The 18,767-nt window shown below is 56.1% G+C and carries 14 protein-coding genes, 1 tRNA gene and 1 pseudogene; 2 read left to right on the plus strand and 14 right to left on the minus strand.

Features of this window, described 5'->3' with window-relative positions; genetic code table 11:
• Positions 1 to 28: 28 nt before the first annotated feature.
• The 3 genes from LKX83_RS12275 to LKX83_RS12285 form a co-directional block, all read right to left on the minus strand.
• Positions 29 to 364 (minus strand): type II toxin-antitoxin system PemK/MazF family toxin, encoded by a 336-nt coding sequence (locus LKX83_RS12275; protein WP_227882555.1) that lies wholly within the window; start codon positions 362 to 364, stop codon positions 29 to 31.
• Positions 361 to 660, minus strand: coding sequence for an AbrB/MazE/SpoVT family DNA-binding domain-containing protein (locus LKX83_RS12280; protein WP_227882556.1), 300 nt, complete (start codon positions 658 to 660; stop codon positions 361 to 363). The genes LKX83_RS12275 and LKX83_RS12280 overlap by 4 nt, the downstream gene beginning before the upstream one ends.
• 165 nt (positions 661 to 825) lie before the next feature.
• Complete coding sequence (locus tag LKX83_RS12285) at positions 826 to 1,839, minus strand: LacI family DNA-binding transcriptional regulator (protein ID WP_227882557.1); 1,014 nt, start codon at positions 1,837 to 1,839, stop codon at positions 826 to 828.
• A 161-nt stretch (positions 1,840 to 2,000) separates the two neighbouring features.
• On the opposite strand from LKX83_RS12285, the gene LKX83_RS12290 reads away from it, so the two are divergent.
• Both LKX83_RS12290 and LKX83_RS12295 read left to right on the plus strand, forming a co-directional pair.
• Positions 2,001 to 2,077, plus strand: a tRNA-Arg gene (locus LKX83_RS12290).
• 269 nt (positions 2,078 to 2,346) lie between these two features.
• On the plus strand, positions 2,347 to 3,471 hold the full coding sequence (locus LKX83_RS12295; RefSeq protein WP_227882558.1) for an ROK family transcriptional regulator: 1,125 nt from the start codon (positions 2,347 to 2,349) through the stop codon (positions 3,469 to 3,471).
• Between the two features lie 69 nt (positions 3,472 to 3,540).
• On the opposite strand, the gene LKX83_RS12300 is transcribed toward LKX83_RS12295, so the two are convergent.
• From LKX83_RS12300 to LKX83_RS12350, 11 genes and pseudogenes are all read right to left on the minus strand, one after another.
• Positions 3,541 to 4,581 carry an NAD(P)-dependent alcohol dehydrogenase gene (locus tag LKX83_RS12300; RefSeq protein ID WP_227882559.1) on the minus strand — a complete coding sequence of 347 codons (1,041 nt, stop codon included), beginning with the start codon at positions 4,579 to 4,581 and terminating at the stop codon, positions 3,541 to 3,543.
• Positions 4,582 to 4,630: 49 nt separating this feature from the next.
• Positions 4,631 to 5,629, minus strand: coding sequence for a sugar ABC transporter substrate-binding protein (locus LKX83_RS12305; RefSeq protein WP_370639073.1), 999 nt, complete (start codon positions 5,627 to 5,629; stop codon positions 4,631 to 4,633).
• A gap of 46 nt (positions 5,630 to 5,675) precedes the next feature.
• Positions 5,676 to 6,662: an ABC transporter permease gene (locus tag LKX83_RS12310; protein WP_227882560.1), complete on the minus strand. Its 987-nt coding sequence runs from the start codon at positions 6,660 to 6,662 to the stop codon at positions 5,676 to 5,678.
• Entirely contained in the window at positions 6,659 to 8,179 is a 1,521-nt protein-coding gene (locus LKX83_RS12315) for a sugar ABC transporter ATP-binding protein (protein ID WP_227882561.1), read from the minus strand. Before LKX83_RS12315 ends, LKX83_RS12310 begins: the two co-directional genes overlap by 4 nt.
• Positions 8,180 to 8,383: 204 nt before the next feature.
• A pseudogene (locus tag LKX83_RS34335) lies at positions 8,384 to 8,476 on the minus strand (hypothetical protein); the annotation flags it as partial.
• A 210-nt stretch (positions 8,477 to 8,686) separates the two neighbouring features.
• Positions 8,687 to 11,506, minus strand: a complete 2,820-nt coding sequence (locus LKX83_RS12325) for a glycoside hydrolase family 2 TIM barrel-domain containing protein (RefSeq protein WP_227882562.1) — start codon at positions 11,504 to 11,506, stop codon at positions 8,687 to 8,689.
• A 63-nt stretch (positions 11,507 to 11,569) separates the two neighbouring features.
• Positions 11,570 to 13,186 (minus strand): response regulator, encoded by a 1,617-nt coding sequence (locus LKX83_RS12330; protein ID WP_227882563.1) that lies wholly within the window; start codon positions 13,184 to 13,186, stop codon positions 11,570 to 11,572.
• Positions 13,183 to 14,976, minus strand: coding sequence for a sensor histidine kinase (locus LKX83_RS12335; protein WP_227882564.1), 1,794 nt, complete (start codon positions 14,974 to 14,976; stop codon positions 13,183 to 13,185). Before LKX83_RS12335 ends, LKX83_RS12330 begins: the two co-directional genes overlap by 4 nt.
• Positions 14,977 to 15,057: 81 nt before the next feature.
• Positions 15,058 to 16,758, minus strand: coding sequence for a type 2 periplasmic-binding domain-containing protein (locus tag LKX83_RS12340; protein ID WP_227882565.1), 1,701 nt, complete (start codon positions 16,756 to 16,758; stop codon positions 15,058 to 15,060).
• A gap of 72 nt (positions 16,759 to 16,830) precedes the next feature.
• Positions 16,831 to 17,727, minus strand: a complete 897-nt coding sequence (locus LKX83_RS12345) for a carbohydrate ABC transporter permease (RefSeq protein WP_227882566.1) — start codon at positions 17,725 to 17,727, stop codon at positions 16,831 to 16,833.
• Positions 17,728 to 17,731: 4 nt separating this feature from the next.
• A complete protein-coding gene (locus tag LKX83_RS12350) occupies positions 17,732 to 18,625 on the minus strand; it encodes an ABC transporter permease (RefSeq protein ID WP_227882567.1) in 894 nt (297 codons plus the stop codon).
• Between the last annotated feature and the right edge of the window lie 142 nt (positions 18,626 to 18,767).

Here is an 18,767-nt window from a genome sequence, read left to right on the forward strand (position 1 = left end):
GCGACGGCTTAGGTCCCTTTCTTTGCATTTATGCCAGAATAGAACGGACATTTCGGATCACGCTTTTGAAAAAATCCGAGTCATCGGAAACGTTCCCCACGACCTTGATCTTTCGTTTCCGCACGTCCAAGCTTTTGAATTGATCCGTCAGAACAACACCCGTAAACGCCAGTCCTTCCGGAATCGGAACTTCAAACGCATAATCTTTCGATTGATTCGTAATGGGACATACGACCGCGAAGCCGGTCAACTCATTAAATTCGCCATCGGACAGTACGATGGCGGGACGGCGACCCGCCTGCTCTCGCCCAGCTTGCGGATCGAAGTCCAACCAGATAAGGTCGCCGCGTACCGGAATGGTCAAATGAGCTCGTCTCCTTCAATCCCCAAGTCGATTTCTTCATGCCGTCCTGCATCCGACTTCACCTTAGAGAGCAATGATTTCAAATGTGAACGCAATTCTTCGTTTGACTCGGGCAAACTCAGCGGGCGCAACAAAATATGATTTTCCGGGGTAAGTACCGCCTCCAGCTCCGCCCCCTCGACCAGATTCATTCGCTTCAAAAATTGATTGGGAATCCGAACGCCGCTGCTGTTTCCCCATCGGCTAAGCGTTACCTTCGTCATCAGGACCGTGTCCTTTCCCGTATGTTGACTCAATTATATCGCATCCTTCCCACCCTGTATATCTATATGATATACATGAATCAGAAACATGATACGATTCATCTGCCTATACGCCTTTACTCCCACGCTACAAGAGCGCATGACGATTAATTCACATGCGAAAGAGACCCGGCCGGCGACGGCTCGGGTCCCTTTGCATTATTCTGCCGGCCCGGCCGGAGCGCACGTCTCGCGCACGATCAGCTCGGTCGGGAGGATGATCTCGGGCGAAGGACAGTCCGGATCGACGACGAGGCGGTCCAGCATCTCGATGGCGGTGCGGCCGATGGCGCGCATGTCTTGGCGCACGGTCGTCAGGGCGGGACGAACGTTGCCGGCCGCCTCGATGTCGTCGAAGCCGATGATCGAGATGTCGTCCGGTACAGACAGTCCGGCTTCACGGATCGCATCGATCGCGCCGAAGGCGCTCCTGTCCGAGCAGCAGACCACCGCCGTCGGCCGCTCCGGCAGCGCGAGCAGCCGACGCATGGCGGCGTATCCGCTCTCCCGGCTGAAGTCCCCCTCGGCGATGTAGTCGGGCCGGTATGGCAGCCTGCGATCGGCCAGGCCTTGGCGGAAGCCGGCCAAGCGGCGTTCGCCGGTATACGAGCCGGGAATGCCCGTGATGAAAGCGATGCGGCGGTGCCGCAGACCGTCCAAGTAGGCGACCGCCTGCTCGATCGCGGCGGCATTGTCGGACGAGATATAGCCGGCCCGGGGGCCCGTCCGGTCCAGGTCGATGAACATCGCGGGAATGCCGGCGTCCACCAGCTCGTCCATGTTCAGCTGGTCGTGCTGGAAGCCGAAGACGAGCACGCCCTCCACATTGCGGCTTAGGCAGTGCTGGACGAAGTTGTAGTCCGGATGGGCGGAGAGCTGCGACAGGTAGATAAGGTCGTAGCCTCTGGCTTGCAGCGCTTCGTCGATCCCGCCGAGCAGGCTGACGAAGAACGGGTGCGCGATCCCCGTCGTGAGGAACACGCCGAGCGTCATCGAGCGCCGCCCGACGAGCGCCCGCGCGGCCGTATTCGGCCGGAATTGCATGTCGGCCACGATCCGCAGCACGTTCTCCCGCGTCGCCTTGCTGACCGTCGTATAGCCGTTGAGCACCTTGGATACCGTCGCCACGGATACGCCGGCGGCCTTGGCGATGTCGCGTATGGTTGCTGCCATGAATCGATCCGTCCCCGCTCTGCTCGAAAGTCTGACTTGCTCCAGATGTCTCCTAAGATACCCTGATTTGGAGGGCTTTGCAATCGCCCGGCCGGCCTCCGGCGGGAGGCGGCCCTGCTGCTTTTCGCCGACCGCAAATGGTGGTATAATAAACTTCACGCGCGCCCGTAGCTCAGCAGGATAGAGCAACAGTTTCCTAAACTGCAGGTCGTACGTTCGAATCGTATCGGGCGCGCCAGTTATTAAATGCACAGAACCCTCTCTTGGCGGGGTTCTTTTTGTTTTTAATGGGCTTTCTATACAATCAAATCATTCCATGCTATATTTTACTTGCAGTTATTGGAAAACGTCTTGTTAACATCCATTTTATATTGAATAGAGCAGCTTGTATAGGATGGGACAAGTCCTTCCACACCCGATTCATCCGTGACTCCATTAGAATAACAGCAGAAAGTATGATAGAATAAATACATTATTAAAAGACATTAAAAAACTGGTGAGAAAATCATGTCAAAACGACTCAACAGCATCGAAATAAAGAAGATCAATCGCAACAACATATACAAGTACTTATATCAACGCGATCCCATCTCCGTACAGGACATCGCGTATTCTTTAAAGCTGAGCTTACCGACCGTTGCGCAGAATCTTAAGGAGCTTCAGGAGAAAGAATTAATCGTGGAGACCGGACTGTTTGAATCCACGGGCGGAAGAAAAGCTAAAGCGATCGCATACAACAGCACCGCGAGATATGCGGTCGGATTGGACATTACCCGCAATCACGTCGGACTCGTGTTAATCGACTTGAGCGGCAACGTGCTGAACAACTCGAGAAGGCAGTTTCCCTTCGAGAATTCCAGAGACTACTTCAGCGGGGTCGGCGATCTCGTTAAGCGCTTCATCGAGGATTGCCAAGTGGATACCGGCAAAATATTAGGGGTAGGCATCGCGCTGCCGGCTATTTTGTCGGCCGATAAGCGAACCGTAAGCTACGCCACCGTGATCGATTTTCAAGGGGGAACGGTGGAGTTGTTCTCCGAATTCATCCCCTATCCGTGCACTTTGAGCAACGACGCCAACGCCGCTGGATTTGCCGAACTGTGGGGAAGAACCGACATCCAGAACGTCGTCTATCTTTCGCTTAACAATAGCGTGGGCGGGTCGATCATTCTGGGCAAAAACATTTTCGCGGGCGAGAACCAGCGAAGCGGCGAGTTCGGGCATATGACCCTTTTCCCCAACGGCCGTACTTGTTACTGCGGTCAAAAAGGATGCGTCGATGCATATTGTTCGGCAAAGGTGTTGTCGGAAAGCACGAACGGGGACATCGCCGAGTTTTTCAAGCAATTAAAGCGCCGGAATCCCCCCCAGACCCAAGCATGGGAGGAGTATTTGTCCAGTCTCGTGATTACGATTAACAACCTTAGAATGAATTTCGATTGCAACGTCATTCTCGGGGGTTATGTCGGCGCGTATATTGAAGATTATTTGGATCAACTCAAAGCGCTTGTGGCGCTAAAAAACACGTTTGAATCCAAAGCCGACTATCTCCAGACGTGCAAGTACAAGCTAGAAGCTACGGCGGTCGGCGCTGCCCTGCAGCAGGTCGAAACGTTTATCGACAGCATCTAATCGCTTTTAAACGCCGCAAAAAAACAGGGCTTCCGCGCAGGAAGCCCTGTTTCTCGATTCGCATGGAGATTATGAAATCTTGATCATGGCTTTTACGACTTCGTTTTTGTTCCGTATGACGAAGTCGAACGCTTCTTTGCTATCCTCGAAAGGGAACTCGTGAGTAATCATCGCTTCGACATTGATTTTGCCGTCGGCAATGGCACCGATCGCGGCCGGATACAGATTGCGGTAGCGGAAGACGGATTTGATGTCGGCCTCCTTCCACATGATCTGCATGAAATCAAAATCGATGATATCCTGCGGAGCCAAGCCGACGAGCACGATCGTACCGCCCCGCTTCACGAGATAAGACGTCTGCCGGATCGTATGGGCGCTTCCGGCCGTCTCGATGACTTTGTCCGCGCCTGTCCCGCCCGTAAGTTCCATTACTTTCTCGATTACGTTCTCGGCCTTGGCATTGATGACATGGGTAGCTCCCAACTGTTGAGCAAACTCGAGTCTTTTGTCGATGATGTCTACGACAATGACATTCGTTGCGCCGTAAGCCTTGGAAGAGAGAAGCCCCATCAAACCGATGCACCCTGCTCCGAGCACGACCACCGTATCGCCTAATTTGATTTGGCCTTGAGCCGCAGCATGCAGGCCGACTGCCAACGGTTCGACCAACGCGCCTTCCTGGGAGGTGACATGGTCGGGCAGCTTAAACGCCATATTCGCCGGATAGGCGATATAATTCATTAAGCAACCGTCATACGGAGGCGTCGCCAGAAAAGCGACATCCGGGCACAGATTGTATTTGCCGCTTTTGCAAAACTCGCATTGGCCGCAAGTACGGCCCGGCTCCAAGGCGACCCGATCGCCGACTTTCAAATGCTTCACTTCAGATCCGGCGGCTACGACCGTTCCCGCGCATTCATGGCCCAGAATAAAATCGCCTTTTACGACATAGTCGCCAATTTTACCGTGTTCGTAATAGTGCACGTCAGAGCCGCAAATGCCTACGTATTCCAGTTGGACTAGAACGTCATTCTCCTTGATTTCCGGGACGTCAATCTCTCTAATCTCCATATGGTTAAGACCCGTCATATATGCCGCTCGATTAAGCATGGTAATCTCCCTCCAAAATTCACTCCATCTCTATAAGCGCTATGACTGGTTATTGGATTGCGCCGGCTTTTTTCAGCAATTCGATATACTCGTCTACATTGTCTTTGTTGATCAGCGGGTTGCCGATATCCGTATCGATCTGTTTGGATTCTCCGGTCAGAAGCTTGTTGCTCGCATCCAACAGCTTTTCCGCCAGTTCGAACGCGTTTTGCAACGTCGTGGACGTCATTTTTCCGTCCTTGATTAGCAGAACGGCTTCCGCGGTTCCGTCAACGCCGTAGGCAAGCATATTTTGGTATTTGGGGTTGCCTTTCACGACTTCGAGCGCTCCGGCGGCCATATTGTCGTTCATGGAAATGACAGCGTCGATATTGTCATTGGACTGTACCCAGTCCTCCATATACTTCATCGCTTCGTCTTTGTTCCAATTCGCGATTTGTTCTCCGACGATTTTTACGTCCGGGCGTTTATCGAAAAATTCGGTTTGCCAGCTTTTGCGTCTCTCTTCCGCATGGAAGTTGCCGGAAGGACCATCCAATACGACGACTTTCGCATTCTGAGGAATTTGTTCAAGAGCGGCGCGAGCGTTAACCGCCGCTTGCTCGTAAGGTTGCGCGTCTACGGAAGAAGCGCCTTCAATTCCGGAAATGCGAGCGTTCGTCGTAATCGCAAAGATGCCGGCTTTAATGAGCTTCTCTACGTACGGTCTTTGAGCTTCTCCGTTATTCGGCTGTACGATGACGAGATCGTACTTGTTGGTAATGGCGTTTTCGATCACGCTGTTTTCTTTGTCGTCGTTCGCTTGGCCGTCGAAGACGTCCAGTTTCATATTCGGGTATTTCTTCGCTTCCTCTTTTACTGCATTCGCCAGCCAAGCAGCGAAGGAATCCGATTGCGCGCGCGCCACATAGGCCACTTTATATTTTTTGGCCCCGGAGTCTCCATTCGCCGCATTCGCATCCGACGAGGCCTTGTTGTTGGAACCGCAACCCGTCATCATCCCTGAGAGCAATAGCAAAGATAAAGCACCGTAAACCAACTTTTTCATCTGAAACCCATCCTTTTTTTGTATTTTAAACAGGAAGAATGCCTGCTTAATTCGTTTGCTTTTGTTCGTTCTTCTTTTCGGAATTGCCCAATATTTGCTTGGTTCTGCGGCCCTTCGTTCGAATATCGTAAATAACGGCCAGGGCGATGATTCCGCCGCGGATAATTTGCTGCAGATAGGAATTGACGCCATTCAAGTTCATGATGTTATCCAGGAACCCTACAATGAATGCGCCTACAAGTGTTCCGCCGGCAGTGCCGATGCCCCCGGAGAAGCTGGTTCCGCCTACGATCGAGGCCGTCAACGCTGTAAACTCGTAGTTGATGGCGCCGTTAGGAAGCCCCGCATTCACGCGAGCCATGAACAAGACGCCCGCAATCCCTACGAAAATGCCGTTGATGATGAACGCCGTGTACTTAATCTTGTGAACGTTAATCCCCGATGCAACGGCCGCCTCCTCGTTGCCGCCTACCGCGTACAAAGATCTTCCGAAACGCGTGTGGTTCAGCAAATACCAGGTGAGAATCCCAAATGCAATCAGGAAGATGACCGGGATCGGAATAATGCCAAGAGTGCCTTGTCCAATCTTGACGAAGTCGCCGAGCTGAAGAATGTTCTGCCCCTGCGTAAAATAAAGCGCTACGCCGCGGGCGACCGCCATCATCGCCAACGTGGCAATGAACGGCGGCGTCTTAAAGGTACTGATCATGACGGCATTAATGACGTTACAGACGACACCGGTCAAAATCCCCGCCAGGATGGCCAGGATCATCGAGCCGGTTGATTTATAGACGGATACGGCGAACACCCCCGAAAGCGCTAATACAGAGCCCGCGGATAAGTCGAGCATGCCGCTTATAATCAACATTGTCGCTCCGAATGCCAAGATCGTCGTTACGGCCAACTGCGTCGAGATATTGGTCATGTTGTTAACGGATAAGAAGTTGGGGTTGGCGAAAGTGCAGAAGATGAACAAGAAGACTAAAACGAAATGGATGCTATATTTCTTTCTAGCCGTGTACCAGAATTTCAATCTGTATTCCCCCTATCATTCGCGATCGTTCCTGTAGCGTATTTCATGATTAACTCCTGGGAAAATCGTTCCTTCGTCAATTCCCCCATGATCGTTCCCTTGGCCATCACGTAGATGCGGTCGCACATGCCAATGAGCTCGGGCAGTTCGGAGGAGACCATGATGATTCCTTTGCCTTCCTTGGCCATATCGGTCACCAACTTGTAGATCTCGAATTTGGCTCCTACGTCGATGCCCCGCGTCGGTTCGTCCAGAATCAGAACGTCAGGGTCTCTGAGCATCGACTTCGCCAGCAATACCTTCTGCTGATTGCCCCCGCTTAAAGACGCGATTACAGTGTCCAGTGAAGGCGACTTCACTTTCATGTGCTGGAAAGCGTCAGAGACAAGCCGCCGCTCTTCTTTCTTATGGCGGCGAAAGCGGTTGAACACTTTGTGCAGGCTGGACAGCGTCGTGTTCTCCATAACCGACCGCACGGGGATGATGCCATATCTGCGCCGATCCTCGGACAGCATGACCATGCCTTGCTCGATGCTGTCCCTGACGTTGTTAATGGAAGTTTCTTTCCCCTTGATGCTCATTCTCCCGCTTAGCAGCGGATCGAGACCGACCAGCGCCCGCATGACTTCGGTGCGACCGGCTCCCATCAATCCCGCAAAACCGACAATCTCGCCTTGCTTCACATGAAAGCTGACATCGTGAAATACGCCAGGCTGGTTGTATGCGTCTACGACAAGCAGATCGTCTCCGATCGCGACTGTTTCTTTGGGGTAGGTATTCGTCAGTTTGCGGCCGACCATCAGGTTGATTAAGGTTTCCATGTCTAATTGGTCTTTCGGACGGCTGTCCACGACCGTTCCGTCGCGGAAAATCGTAATATCGTCGGCAATTCGGAAGATTTCGTCCATTTTGTGCGAGATGTAGATGATGCTTACTCCCCGCGCTTTGAGCTCCTTGATCTTGGCGAACAGTCTTTCCACTTCTTTAAGCGTGATCGCAGACGTCGGTTCATCCATAATGATGATGTCCGATTTGTTTGAAACCGCTTTAATAATTTCAAGCATTTGAATATCGGATACAGACAAATCTTTGAGCTGTGTCGTCGGAGAATAAGGCAACTGTTCCGCGGCCAACAGCGCTTCGGTTTCGCGCCTTACTTTCTTCCAGTCCACGCTTCCTCCTATTTTCTTGACCGGCAATCTGCCCAAAAACAAATTCTCTTCGACGGACAACTCCTTGACGAAATTCAATTCTTGGAAAATCATCGAAATCCCGAGTTTTCTTGCCTGCATGGGGTTATTGATTTTAACCGGCTTTTCATCGATCAGAATTTGGCCGCTATCCGGTTGATAGACGCCATTAATAATTTTCATCAGCGTCGATTTTCCGGCCCCGTTTTCGCCGCAAAGCACGTGTACGGTGCCCTTTTTCACCGAGAAATCAATTTTGTTTAGCGCTTTCACGCCAGGGAATGATTTTTCAATATTCGACACCCTTAATTTGATGCTTGCATCCATGCCCTTCCTCCCCCGATGCAATGAACATTTGGAAAAACTTAGATCAACAATTTTATATATATCTTTTACAAAATGATTTTAATAAGATTATAGAATGCGATTGCATGATCGTCAATACTCGACCTCGAGGATTTCGACAAGTACTGGGAATTGTTCCTTTTGCGAGGTGCAGTGCAGTTAGGGTTAGGGCCCTGACGGTTTCTTTTAGAATCGGAAAAGCGCCCGCTCGCGAGCAAACCGAACCGCCTCGGCGTGATGATGAACGCCTATCTTGGCATAAAGCTCGGATACATAGTTTTTGACCGTGCCTTGACCGGTCGCCTGATGCGTCTAATTCCTATGTCGACTGTCCATTCTTGGAGTGTCCGAGATCGAGGAGGGATATGAGGTTTTGCTGCGAAGAGGAAACATCACCATGCTACAAGACTTTATAGTGCTGATCATGGCGGGAGAATAAGCGTGGGCAGGGGGCATCTCCTACCCGCACAGCCCCCTTAACCATATAACCTAAAACAGCTTCCGAATCGCCTCCGCCCCCACCTCGACCTGCGGCCGGAACGCCTCGGACCGCGCGTAGCGGTCGAGGCTGGACAGGAATTGCCTTCCCTCCGGCGTCTCCAATACCCGCTCGATATCGAGCGCGCACGCGAGCAGGTTGCCGTTCCGCACGCGGCATTCGAACAGGAAGCCCAGCTTGTGGTTGCGCTCGAAGTTGTCGATCGTCCGGACGATCGGCTCGAGCGCCGACGGGAGGTCATCCAGGATAAACGAGCGGGAATGCGAGACCAAGGTCCACCACGGGTACGTGGAATGCGTCTCGCTGGGGAAGTCCGCCAGCGCCGCGTGCCCGTTCTCGATCAGCAAGCCCAGCGTGCCGACCGGCACCGGCTTGCCCATGCTTTCGGAGATCGAGCGGAACATGGGATAGCACCAGAAGTCCGTGCAGTACGTGCCCTCGATCGCCCGGGTCACGCGATCCGGACGAGGCAGGAGCACCACGTTCTCTCCCCGTTCCAGGCGCGCGAGAACATCGTCAGACCATTCCTCCGCCCAATGAACTCCGCCGCTCGTCCGATCCAGCGGCACGTCCTGCGGATAGATCCACAGGTCGTAAGTTTTGCGAATATCCGTATTCGCCACCTCCAGGGCCAGGACGACCTTCGTCATCGCAGGGACGGCGGGCAGCTCCACGCTCAAGTCGGCGATATCGACATAGGCCTCGCCGTTCGGCGCCGTCGCGCTCGCGTGCCCGCTGGCGAGCACGGTCTCCCCGGCTCGCATCTCCCAGTGGAGATCGAACCGCCCGAGCGGCGTGGCCCGATAATATGCGAGTTCGACATGCGCGTCGAAGCGCTCTCCGGCGGTATAGTTGTATTTCTCGAATCTCGCGAGCAGCACCGCGTCCGAGCAGAAGCTGCGCCATTCCTCCGGCGTGACGAGCCCTTTGCTGTCCATGAAGGCGTCCAGGATGCCGACCAGCGCGGTGCCCTGACCGCTGAAATCCTGCAAGTCCAGGATTTGAAAGCCCGCGAGCTTGCGGGAGCGGAAGGCGGCCTCCAATTCTTCTTTGTAGCAGGCGACGGCGAGTCGGCCGGAGCTGGCGAAGTAGGCATCGGTCAGGTCCCCCAGCCCTTTCGCCTCGAGCCGTTCCCGGAACGTCTCCAAATTCCGGGCTTTGAGCGAACCCGTATATTTCTCGATCTCGGCAAACTGCGGAAATGTGGCGTACTGGCCGATCTCGTGCGAGATCACCGGAATTCGGGGAATGAGCGCTTCTTTGGGTGCTTCCGTCTGCACGGTTCGGGTCTCGGTACCGTATTGGATCTGCACGGCTCCCGCTTTGCCCGACTCGGCTTCCTCCTGCCCGCCAAGCGCGGAAGGCTGGATCTGCTCGTCGTAATCCTTGCGCGTGCCGGGCCGATCCGTCTGGACGTGACCGAGCGGCGCGTCGCACATCGCGTACGACCCCCGGAACAGGCGCTCCTTCGAGAAGCGAACCCCGCAGAAGAAGTCCTCGTGCGGCAAAATGGTCGGCGCGAACTGAAAGTTATTGGAGCCTTGCGTGTACAGAGGCCGATCGTCGAACGCTTTGTAGGCCTTCAGAATGTCGTCGATTCGGCGCTTGCTGCCCCACAATTCGTTGCCGAGCGAGATCATGACGAAGGAAGGATGATTGCCGTAGGCCTCCAGCATGGCGAAGCCTTCGCGGATCAGATAATCCTGCTCGGCTTGATTGTGATTGTCGTAGGACTCGTCCGTGACGGTCCCCCAGAACGGCAGCTCCGGCTCCATATAGATCCCGAGCAGGTCCGCCGCTTCGAAGGCGGCCTCCGGCGGGCAGCAGGTATGGAAGCGATAATGATTGATCCCGTAGGATTTGGCGATGCCGAGAATGCGCAGCCATTCCTCGACGGTCGTCGGCGCGAAGCCGGTCAGCGGGAAAATGAGGCCGTCGTGCTTGCCCCGCAGGAAGGTCCGGACGCCGTTGATCGTGAATTTGTCCCCGTCGGCCTGGAACGCCCGCAATCCGGCGGTCACCTCGTGCACATCCAGCGTTTCGCCTGCTGCGCTCCGCAATTCGACGGTTAGCTTATACAGCGAAGGCTCCGCTTCGCTCCAAAGCCGGGCCTCCTCCCCTAGCGCAAAATGGACCGACATCTGGCCCCCTTCACCGTCCCCATTCAGCGCATAAGTCCGCTCGGCTACCGCATGGTCGTGACCGTTGCGGCCGACGGCCGAGACAGCGAGCAGCTCCGCGCCGCTGCCGACTCGGCGGGCCTTCACCGTGAACGCCCGATCCGCGACGCTCGGATACACTTGAACGTTCCGCAGGTAGGCCTGTCCCGCGAACTGCAGCTCGATTCGGCCCGTCACGCCGTTCCAGTTGGTCTGGGTGTCGGGGGACGTCAAATGCCCGCCCTTGGTCGGATAGCCGGTATTGTCGACGCGAATCGTAATCGTATGGCGGCCGGGGGAGATCCGATCGGTCACCTCGTACAGGTGGGGCGTGCTGAGACTGTTCCGCGTGCCTACCTCTCGTCCGTCGATCCAGACGGTCGTCACTCTCGTCCGTTCCAAGTACAGAAAGGCGGTCCGGCCCGCCAGCGCCTCCGGGATCTCTACCTCTCTCGAAAACCAAGCCCAGCCTTCGAACCGGTACTCGTCGGTGAGGCAGCCGATTTCGACCGCGTCGTTCCGCTTCCCCTTTCGCGCGTAGGAAGTCGTCCCCGGCAGCCGCATCGTGTCGCCGAAGGGCAATTGCAATCCTGCTTTCCGCTCGTCCAGCTGAAGCTGCCAGGTTCCCGACAAATCGATCTTCGTATGCAAGCGATCATCCTCCATTTTCTTTAAGTTTAAGGCACGGCGTCAGAGCCTTGCGAAGGCAAGCCCCTATCTCGAATCGCGATAGTCGCGGTATTCCTGCGGCGTCGTTCCCGTTACTTTTTTGAACAAATAGGTGAAGTAGGCGGCGGTCTGGAAGCCGACCTGCTCGGCAACCTCGTAAATCTTGACGTTCGGGTCGCGCAGCAGGTCCTTCGCTTTGTTCATGCGCGCTTCCTGGACGAAGTCCGAGATCGTCCGACCTGTCTCTTTTTTGAACAGCACGCTCAAATAGCTCGCATTCAGGTGGAATTGCTCCGCCAGCTGTTTGACCGTCATATGGACCTGCAGATGCTCCCCGATATACTCCGCGATTTTCCGGATCAGGTGATGCTGCGGCCCAGCCTCCTCCCGCCGGGTGAGCCGGCTGAATCGGGCCATATACTCCAGCACCGCTGCCCGAACCTCCTCGGCGCCGGTGCAGTCGATCAATCGCTGCCACATGCGAATATTGGCGCCGTCTCCGTCGGCTTCCTTGCCCGGATCGATCTTACGCACGAGCTCGCTGATCAGCCCCAACCCGAACGCCTGAACATACGAGTAGGAGATCGGCCGCTGCGTCAGCAGCAGGTCGAACGCATGGTTGAAGAGCGCCATTGCCCGTTCGCCTTCGCCGCTCTCCAGAAGACGGACGATTTCCGGCACTTCCTCTTCCTTCAGCCGGTAATCGCGATATTCGTCGGCCTCGACCCGGTCGAAATAGAGGATCTGTCCGCCTCCGCCCAACCGCGCGTTCGCCATCATGTGCTTGGTTTCCTTGTACAGCAGCGGGACCTCTTCCCAGCCCCGGCATTCCCGGCTGACGCCAATGGTTACGGAGGCGTCGTACTGCTCCCGGATCACCTCTTGCATGAACAGCAGCTGCTTCTCCATCTTGGCCCGGTCGCCGGGCTCCGCGTTCAGATGGACGACCGCCGCCTCGTCCGCGCCGGTCTTGCCGATATACGCGCCTTCCCATCCGGACAAGCCGATGCGGACCGCTCCCAGGAGGCCGTCGGCGAGCAGAATCCGCTGCCGGGCATCCGGCGCGCTCGCCAGATCGATGCGGTCGTACCCGAAGACGAACAGCCTGATCGGCCCGACCGCGGGCGGCAGGTCCAGCAGCCGGGTCCAGGACCCCATCAGCGCCTCGTCCTGCGCGCGCCCTTCGATGAGATCGTTCAGGAAGCGGTCCTGGAGCACGTCCAGGCTGCCTGTCACCTTCTCCTTCAGCGCGTCGGTTTCCCGCTCGATTTGGTTGCGCTTCTCGATCGCCGTCCGGAACGAAGCGAGCTTTTCCTCGATCTCTTCCGTCTTGATCGGCTTCAGCACGTACGCTTTGGCGCCGAGATGGATGGCTTCCTGGACGAATTCGAATTCGTCGTAGCCGCTGATCATCAGCGTTTGAAGCGATTGCAGATGCGGGTAGTCCGACTTGCACTTCGCGAGCAGCTCGATCCCGGTCATCCCCGGCATCGAGACGTCCGTGATCAGCACGTCGACCTTCGCGTCCGCGAGGATGGCCAGCGCGTCTTCTCCCGATTCGGCCGTCAGGGGAACCGCGTACCCAAGCCGACTCCAGTTCACGTGCCGGACGAGCCCTTGGATGTGCAACGGCTCGTCGTCGACGATTAAAGCCTGGATCATATGCCTTCACCTCGTCTTAGCTCCGGGCGCTCCTCGCAGACGGGAATGCGGATCGAGACGGTCGTCCCCTCGTTCCAGACGCTGTCGACGTCCAACCTGCCCTCCGGCCCGAAATACAGAAGCAGCCGCTCGCGGATGTTGTTCATGCCAAATCCGTTGTTCGTCCCCTCATAGCTGCCGGCCCGCACCCGTTCCAGCACGTCGGGCTTCATGCCCTTTCCGTTGTCCGACACGCTGAAATGCACGGTTTCCTCTTCGCGCCGAATGGCGATGCGAATGATGGCGTCCGGTCTGCTCGTAATGCCGCCGTGCAGATAGCAATTTTCCACGATCGGCTGGAGCAGCAGCTTGATCGTATACAGCTCCAGCGTATCGTCTTCGATCTCCCACCGCACGCCGACCCTGCCGGGATAGCGCAGCTCCTGGATCTCCAGGTACGCTTTCAAATGCTCGACCTCGTCGCGAATGCGGGTCGCGTTGACCCGATTGTTCAGGGCCAGGCGATAAAACGTCGTCAAGGCGTCGATCGTGCGCAGCTGCATCTCGTCCTGCAAGTCCATGGCGCGCCATCGGATAAGGCTGAGCGAGTTGTAGATGAAGTGCGGATTGATCTGCGCCTGCAGCGCCTTAAACGATTGCTCCCGTTCCATGAGATTCGCCTGCGTGTTCTCTTCGACCAACCGGCCCAGCCGGCTCGACATGGAGTTGAACAGCACTTCGAGCTCGCCGAGCTCGTCGCGATCCCGGTTCTTGACCGTCACGTCGAACACGCCTTGAGAAATATCGGTCATGCGGTGGCCCAGCTTGCGAATGCGCCGTACCACGTTTTTGAGCACGGTCATGACCAAAAAGATGGAGATGAGCAGAAAAAAGGCGATCCCGATGCCGACTGTGTAATAGATGCGTTTTGTTTGCTCCTCCATTTGGTCGATGTGGACCAGCGCGGCGACCGACCAGCCGTCGCTGAGCTTTTGCACGATGAGCACCTTCCCGTTGATCGGGGCGCTCACCTGATTCTGGTGCGCCCAGTAGGACTCCAGGGAGGAGGACGAGAGACGGTTGCCGATCTCGGAAGATTCGGAGGATGCGATAATGTGTTCGTTCTTATCGACGATGTACAAGTCCCCCGCCCCGCTGAACGGATGGTTGAACAGCTCCGCGAATACGTCGTTGTAGTCCAGCAGCAAATAAATGACGCCGTAGATGCGGGCGTAGCGGTCCATGATTTTACAGGAGACGATCAGCTTCCTCGGGTCGTTCCGCGCATTGGACCAGCTCAGAATGTCCGGCGAAGCGAGCGTTTGCTCATACCAGTCGTTCTCCCGAATGCCGGCGGGCATCCGATCCTCCGGCTTCCACAGCATACCTCCGTCCTGAACGAGGCTGTCGTTGGTATGGTAAATGCGAAAATCCTCGATGCCCGGCAAATATTTCGCGGTGAGCGGCAGCGAACGGTCGACGTAGTTCACCGTCTCCAGCTGCTCGAGCATATCCGTATAATCCCGGGACAGCCTGGAAACCAGTTCCCCGTCGGTGGCGGTGCGGGTCGCCAGCAGGTCGTAGCTCTGCTTTCGAAAATCGATGCTCTGCGCGGTCTGCCGAACCGCTTCCTTGATGGTCAGCAGGTAATTGTCCCGCACGCTGTGGAAGGTCAGAAGGCCCGCTCCAACGGCCAGTAGGACCGTGGGAATGAACACGATCAGCCCGTAGAACAGGACGATCTTCCCCCGCAGCTGCATGGACCTCGTCGCCCGAACGATCCATTTCTCCAGCGATTGTTTGAGTGTCACTGCGATCCCCCGTCCCTGTTGCAGCACGGCCGCCTCGGAACGACAAACGGAGCAACCCGATGGGCTGCTCCCGTTCCGTCTTTAGAACTCGCCGTTGGCCTGGATGTCGGCTTGGTACGTCTCCAGCCATTCGCTCTTCATCTCGCTCCAGTGCGCGCGCTTTTCCAGCGCGTCGTGGAACGCCTTCCAGGCCGACTCGAACTGGGCGTCGTCCTTGGCCATCAGCAGCTTGGCGCGATACTCCTTGCGAAGGTTCTCCAGCTCCGGCGCGTACTTCTCCCATACGCCGCCTTCTTTGGGCGTAAGCAGATCATAAGAGTGCGCCCCGCGCACGGCGCCCATCTGACCGACCGCTTCCGTGAATTGGGCGGTTTTGGCCGCGCCGGCTTTTTCGACCTCGTTGTTCCACCATGGATACCACTTGTTGCTGAACGAAGACGTCATGTAGAGCTCCGGCGTCACTTTGGCTTTTTGGGCTTGGTCGCCCGAATTGCGTTGTTTCTTATAATTATCATCGATGTACTTCCATTTTCCAAGCGGCTGATCGACCCAATCCCAGTACTTGCCCGCTGGACCCTCGTTGATGACTTGCTGCTCCTCCGGCTTCGGCGTCAGCGTGTAGTCGAAGAACTTGAGGATGGCGTCGAGGTTCTTCGTGTCTTTGCTGATGTAGACGTCGTATCCCGGATAAGGATTCACGACCTGGTTCGTACCGACTTGTTCGACGCCCGGCACGGTAGGGTACGGGATGACTTGGTAATACCAACCCGGCTCAGTCGGGCCGTCGAGCGTCTCCCACAGGGACGCGTCGATGTTGAAGAAGCTGCCGACGTTCAGCGCGACGCGGCCGGACTTGTTCTTCTCCTTGTAGCGCTCCTTCTTGTCCGTCACGACCTCGTGATCGATTAAGTTGTCGCGGTACATCTTGTTCATCCACTGATAAGCGGCCTTGTACTGCGGATCGTCGTAGGAAAAGACGAATTCCTCGCCTTTCTTCGCAACGCCCTGACCCGACGTAGATACGCCGAACGCGGTCAGAATGGCGTTCTCGTCGTTCCAGCTCGCCGTATCGTTCGTGTCCATCAGGAGCGACATCGGGAGAAGGGTCTTGCCCGAAGCGTCCTTCTGCTCGGCGGCCTTCTTCAGGAACGTCTCGACGCCTTCCAGCGTCTTCAGATCGTCCAGCTTCATGCCGACCTTCTCGACGACGTCCGTGCGTACGGTCCAGGACAGCGAGGACCAGCCCGGCCACGGATCGTTCGGATTCTGGTCGAACCAGGTCGGGATGGACCAGATATGGCCGTCCTTATCCTTCATGCGGTCCAAGTAGGCTTTGGGGATCGCGGCCAGGCCCGGGTATTTGTCCGGCATGTCGAAGTATTGCTCGAGCGACATGATTTGATTGGAGCGGTTCATGGCGCTTTTGACCGTATCGTTCCGGCCGAAGATCGCGGCATCCTTGAAGCCGCCCGTATTGATCTTAAGGTTCAGCGCCGTGAGGGCATCCCCCTGCGTTGCTTCCAACTTCACGTCGACGCCCGGCTCCGCCTCTCTCCACTGCTTCTGGATCAAGCTATCGTTGTTGATCGTCGCCGTCCATCCCAGCCACAGATCGAATCCCAGCTTTTGGCCGGAGGATGCGGCCTGGGTGCCCGAGGCTTCGGAGCCGCCAGGGCTGCCGGCCTCGTCCGAGTTGCCCGATTTGGAGCAGCCCGCGGTGACCGCGAGCACGGCTGCCAATGCGAAGGCGGCCCACCCTTTGGCTTTTCTGTTGGAAATCATGTTTAACTCCCCTGTTCGGTTTGGTATTCGGTATATAGACAATTGCGTATACCCGACGTTGGAAATTCAAGCTTACCCCTTCACCGACCCGATCAGCACGCCCTTCACGAAATACTTCTGCAGGAACGGATAGATGCAGAGAATCGGAATCGAGCTGACCATGACGACCGCCATCTTGATGGACATCAGCGTAATGTTCTGCATCTCGGAGCTTCTCGCCAGCGCCTCCTGGTTCGAATTCGAGCCGAGCACGGCGGACAGATCCTGGGCCGACAACAGCTGCTGAAGGAACGTCTGAACCGGAATGAGCGATTGATCGGTGACGTAGAATGTGCCCGCGAACCAGTCGTTCCAATGACCGACGGCGGTGAACAGGCCAAGCGCGGCCAGCATCGGCTTCGACAGCGGCACGACGACCTGCAGCAAGGTGCGGACAGGGCCCGCTCCGTCCAGCTCGGCGGCTTCGGTCAGCGCCTCCGGAATGCCTTGAATGAACTTCAGCATGACGAACATGTTCCAGGCCGAGAACAACCCCGGAACGATATACACCCAGAACGTATTGAGCAAGCCCAGGTTGTTCAATTGAATATAGAAGGGGATCAATCCCCCGTTGAACAGCATCGTAATCAGGATGTACGTGAGAATCGTGCCGCGCAGCGGAAGCTTCCTGTACGACAGGCCGTACGCCGTCAGCAAGGTGACGAGCAGCCCGCCGATCGTGCCGACGATGGTCCTGCCGATGGTGATGAGATAAGCGTGCCGGATCACCTCGTTGCCGAGCACGATTTCGTAATTGATCGTCGTGAAGGAGCGGGGCCAGATGTAGACGCCGCCCTTCGCCGCATCCGCTCCTTCGTTCAGCGAGATCGCGAGCATGTACAGGAACGGATACAAGACGCTTACGCATAGCAACGCCAACAAGACGATAATGATCGGATTTGCGATTTTTTCGGCTGTATTTTGTTTCATAGTCTCACCATAATCCTTCGCCGTTCATTCTGCGGGACAGCCGGTTCGTCGCCAGGACGAGAATCAGACCGATCACGGAGGAGAGCAGCCCGACCGCGGTCGACATGCCGAAGTAGCCTTGCTGCAGCCCGCTGCGAAGCACGTACGTATCCAGGACGTCCGCGACTTCCATGTTGGCCGAGTTCATCAGCGGATAGATCTGGTCCATCCCAACGGTAATGAGGCTGGGAATGCTGAGGATAAGGACGATCGAGATCGTCGGCATGATGCCCGGAATCGTAATGTGTCGGATCTGCGAGAGTTTGCCGGCGCCTTCGACCTTCGCGGCCTCGTAGAGCTGCGGATCGATCGTGGTGATGGCTGCCAGATAGAGAATGGTGTTCCATCCTGTCTCCTTCCAGAGCCCGCTGCCGACGACGATCGGCCGGAACCAGTCGGTGGATCCCAGGAAGAAGATCGGTTCTCCGCCCATCTTGTCGATCAGCTGGTTGACCATCCCGCCGTCGAGCGTCAGGAACGATTGAAGCATGTAAGCGACGACGATCCAGGAGAAGAAATGAGGCAAATAGCTGACCGACTGCACGAAGCGCTTGAACGTGGAGTGGGTCACTTCGTTGATCAGCAGCGCCAACAGGATGGGAGCCGGAAACCCGAATATAAACTTCAATACGGAAATGTACAGCGTGTTCCGTACCACCGTCCAAAAGTGCGGTTCGCGTAGGAAGGCGAAATTGTCCAGGCCGACCCAGGGGCTGCTCCAGATGGACGAACCGATCTGAAAGTCCCGGAACGCGACCACGATACCCGCCATCGGAATATAGCTGAACAGAAACAGCAACACGACACCGGGCAAAATCATCAGATACTGCCAACGGTGCTTGTAAAACTTAGCGTACATAGCCATCCTCCTCGTATTCCCATGATAACGGGGAACGGAAAGCGCATCCACGTGACGACGATTGGATTTCTATCGTTTTCATTAGGAGTTGGCCGTGGCAGCTGGATGGCAGCATCCCATAAAAAAGAGCGGCGAGGTCTCT

Origin of the sequence: Cohnella baijiui, from assembly GCF_020731285.1 — a bacterium.
In the GTDB taxonomy this organism is placed as follows: domain Bacteria; phylum Bacillota; class Bacilli; order Paenibacillales; family Paenibacillaceae; genus Cohnella.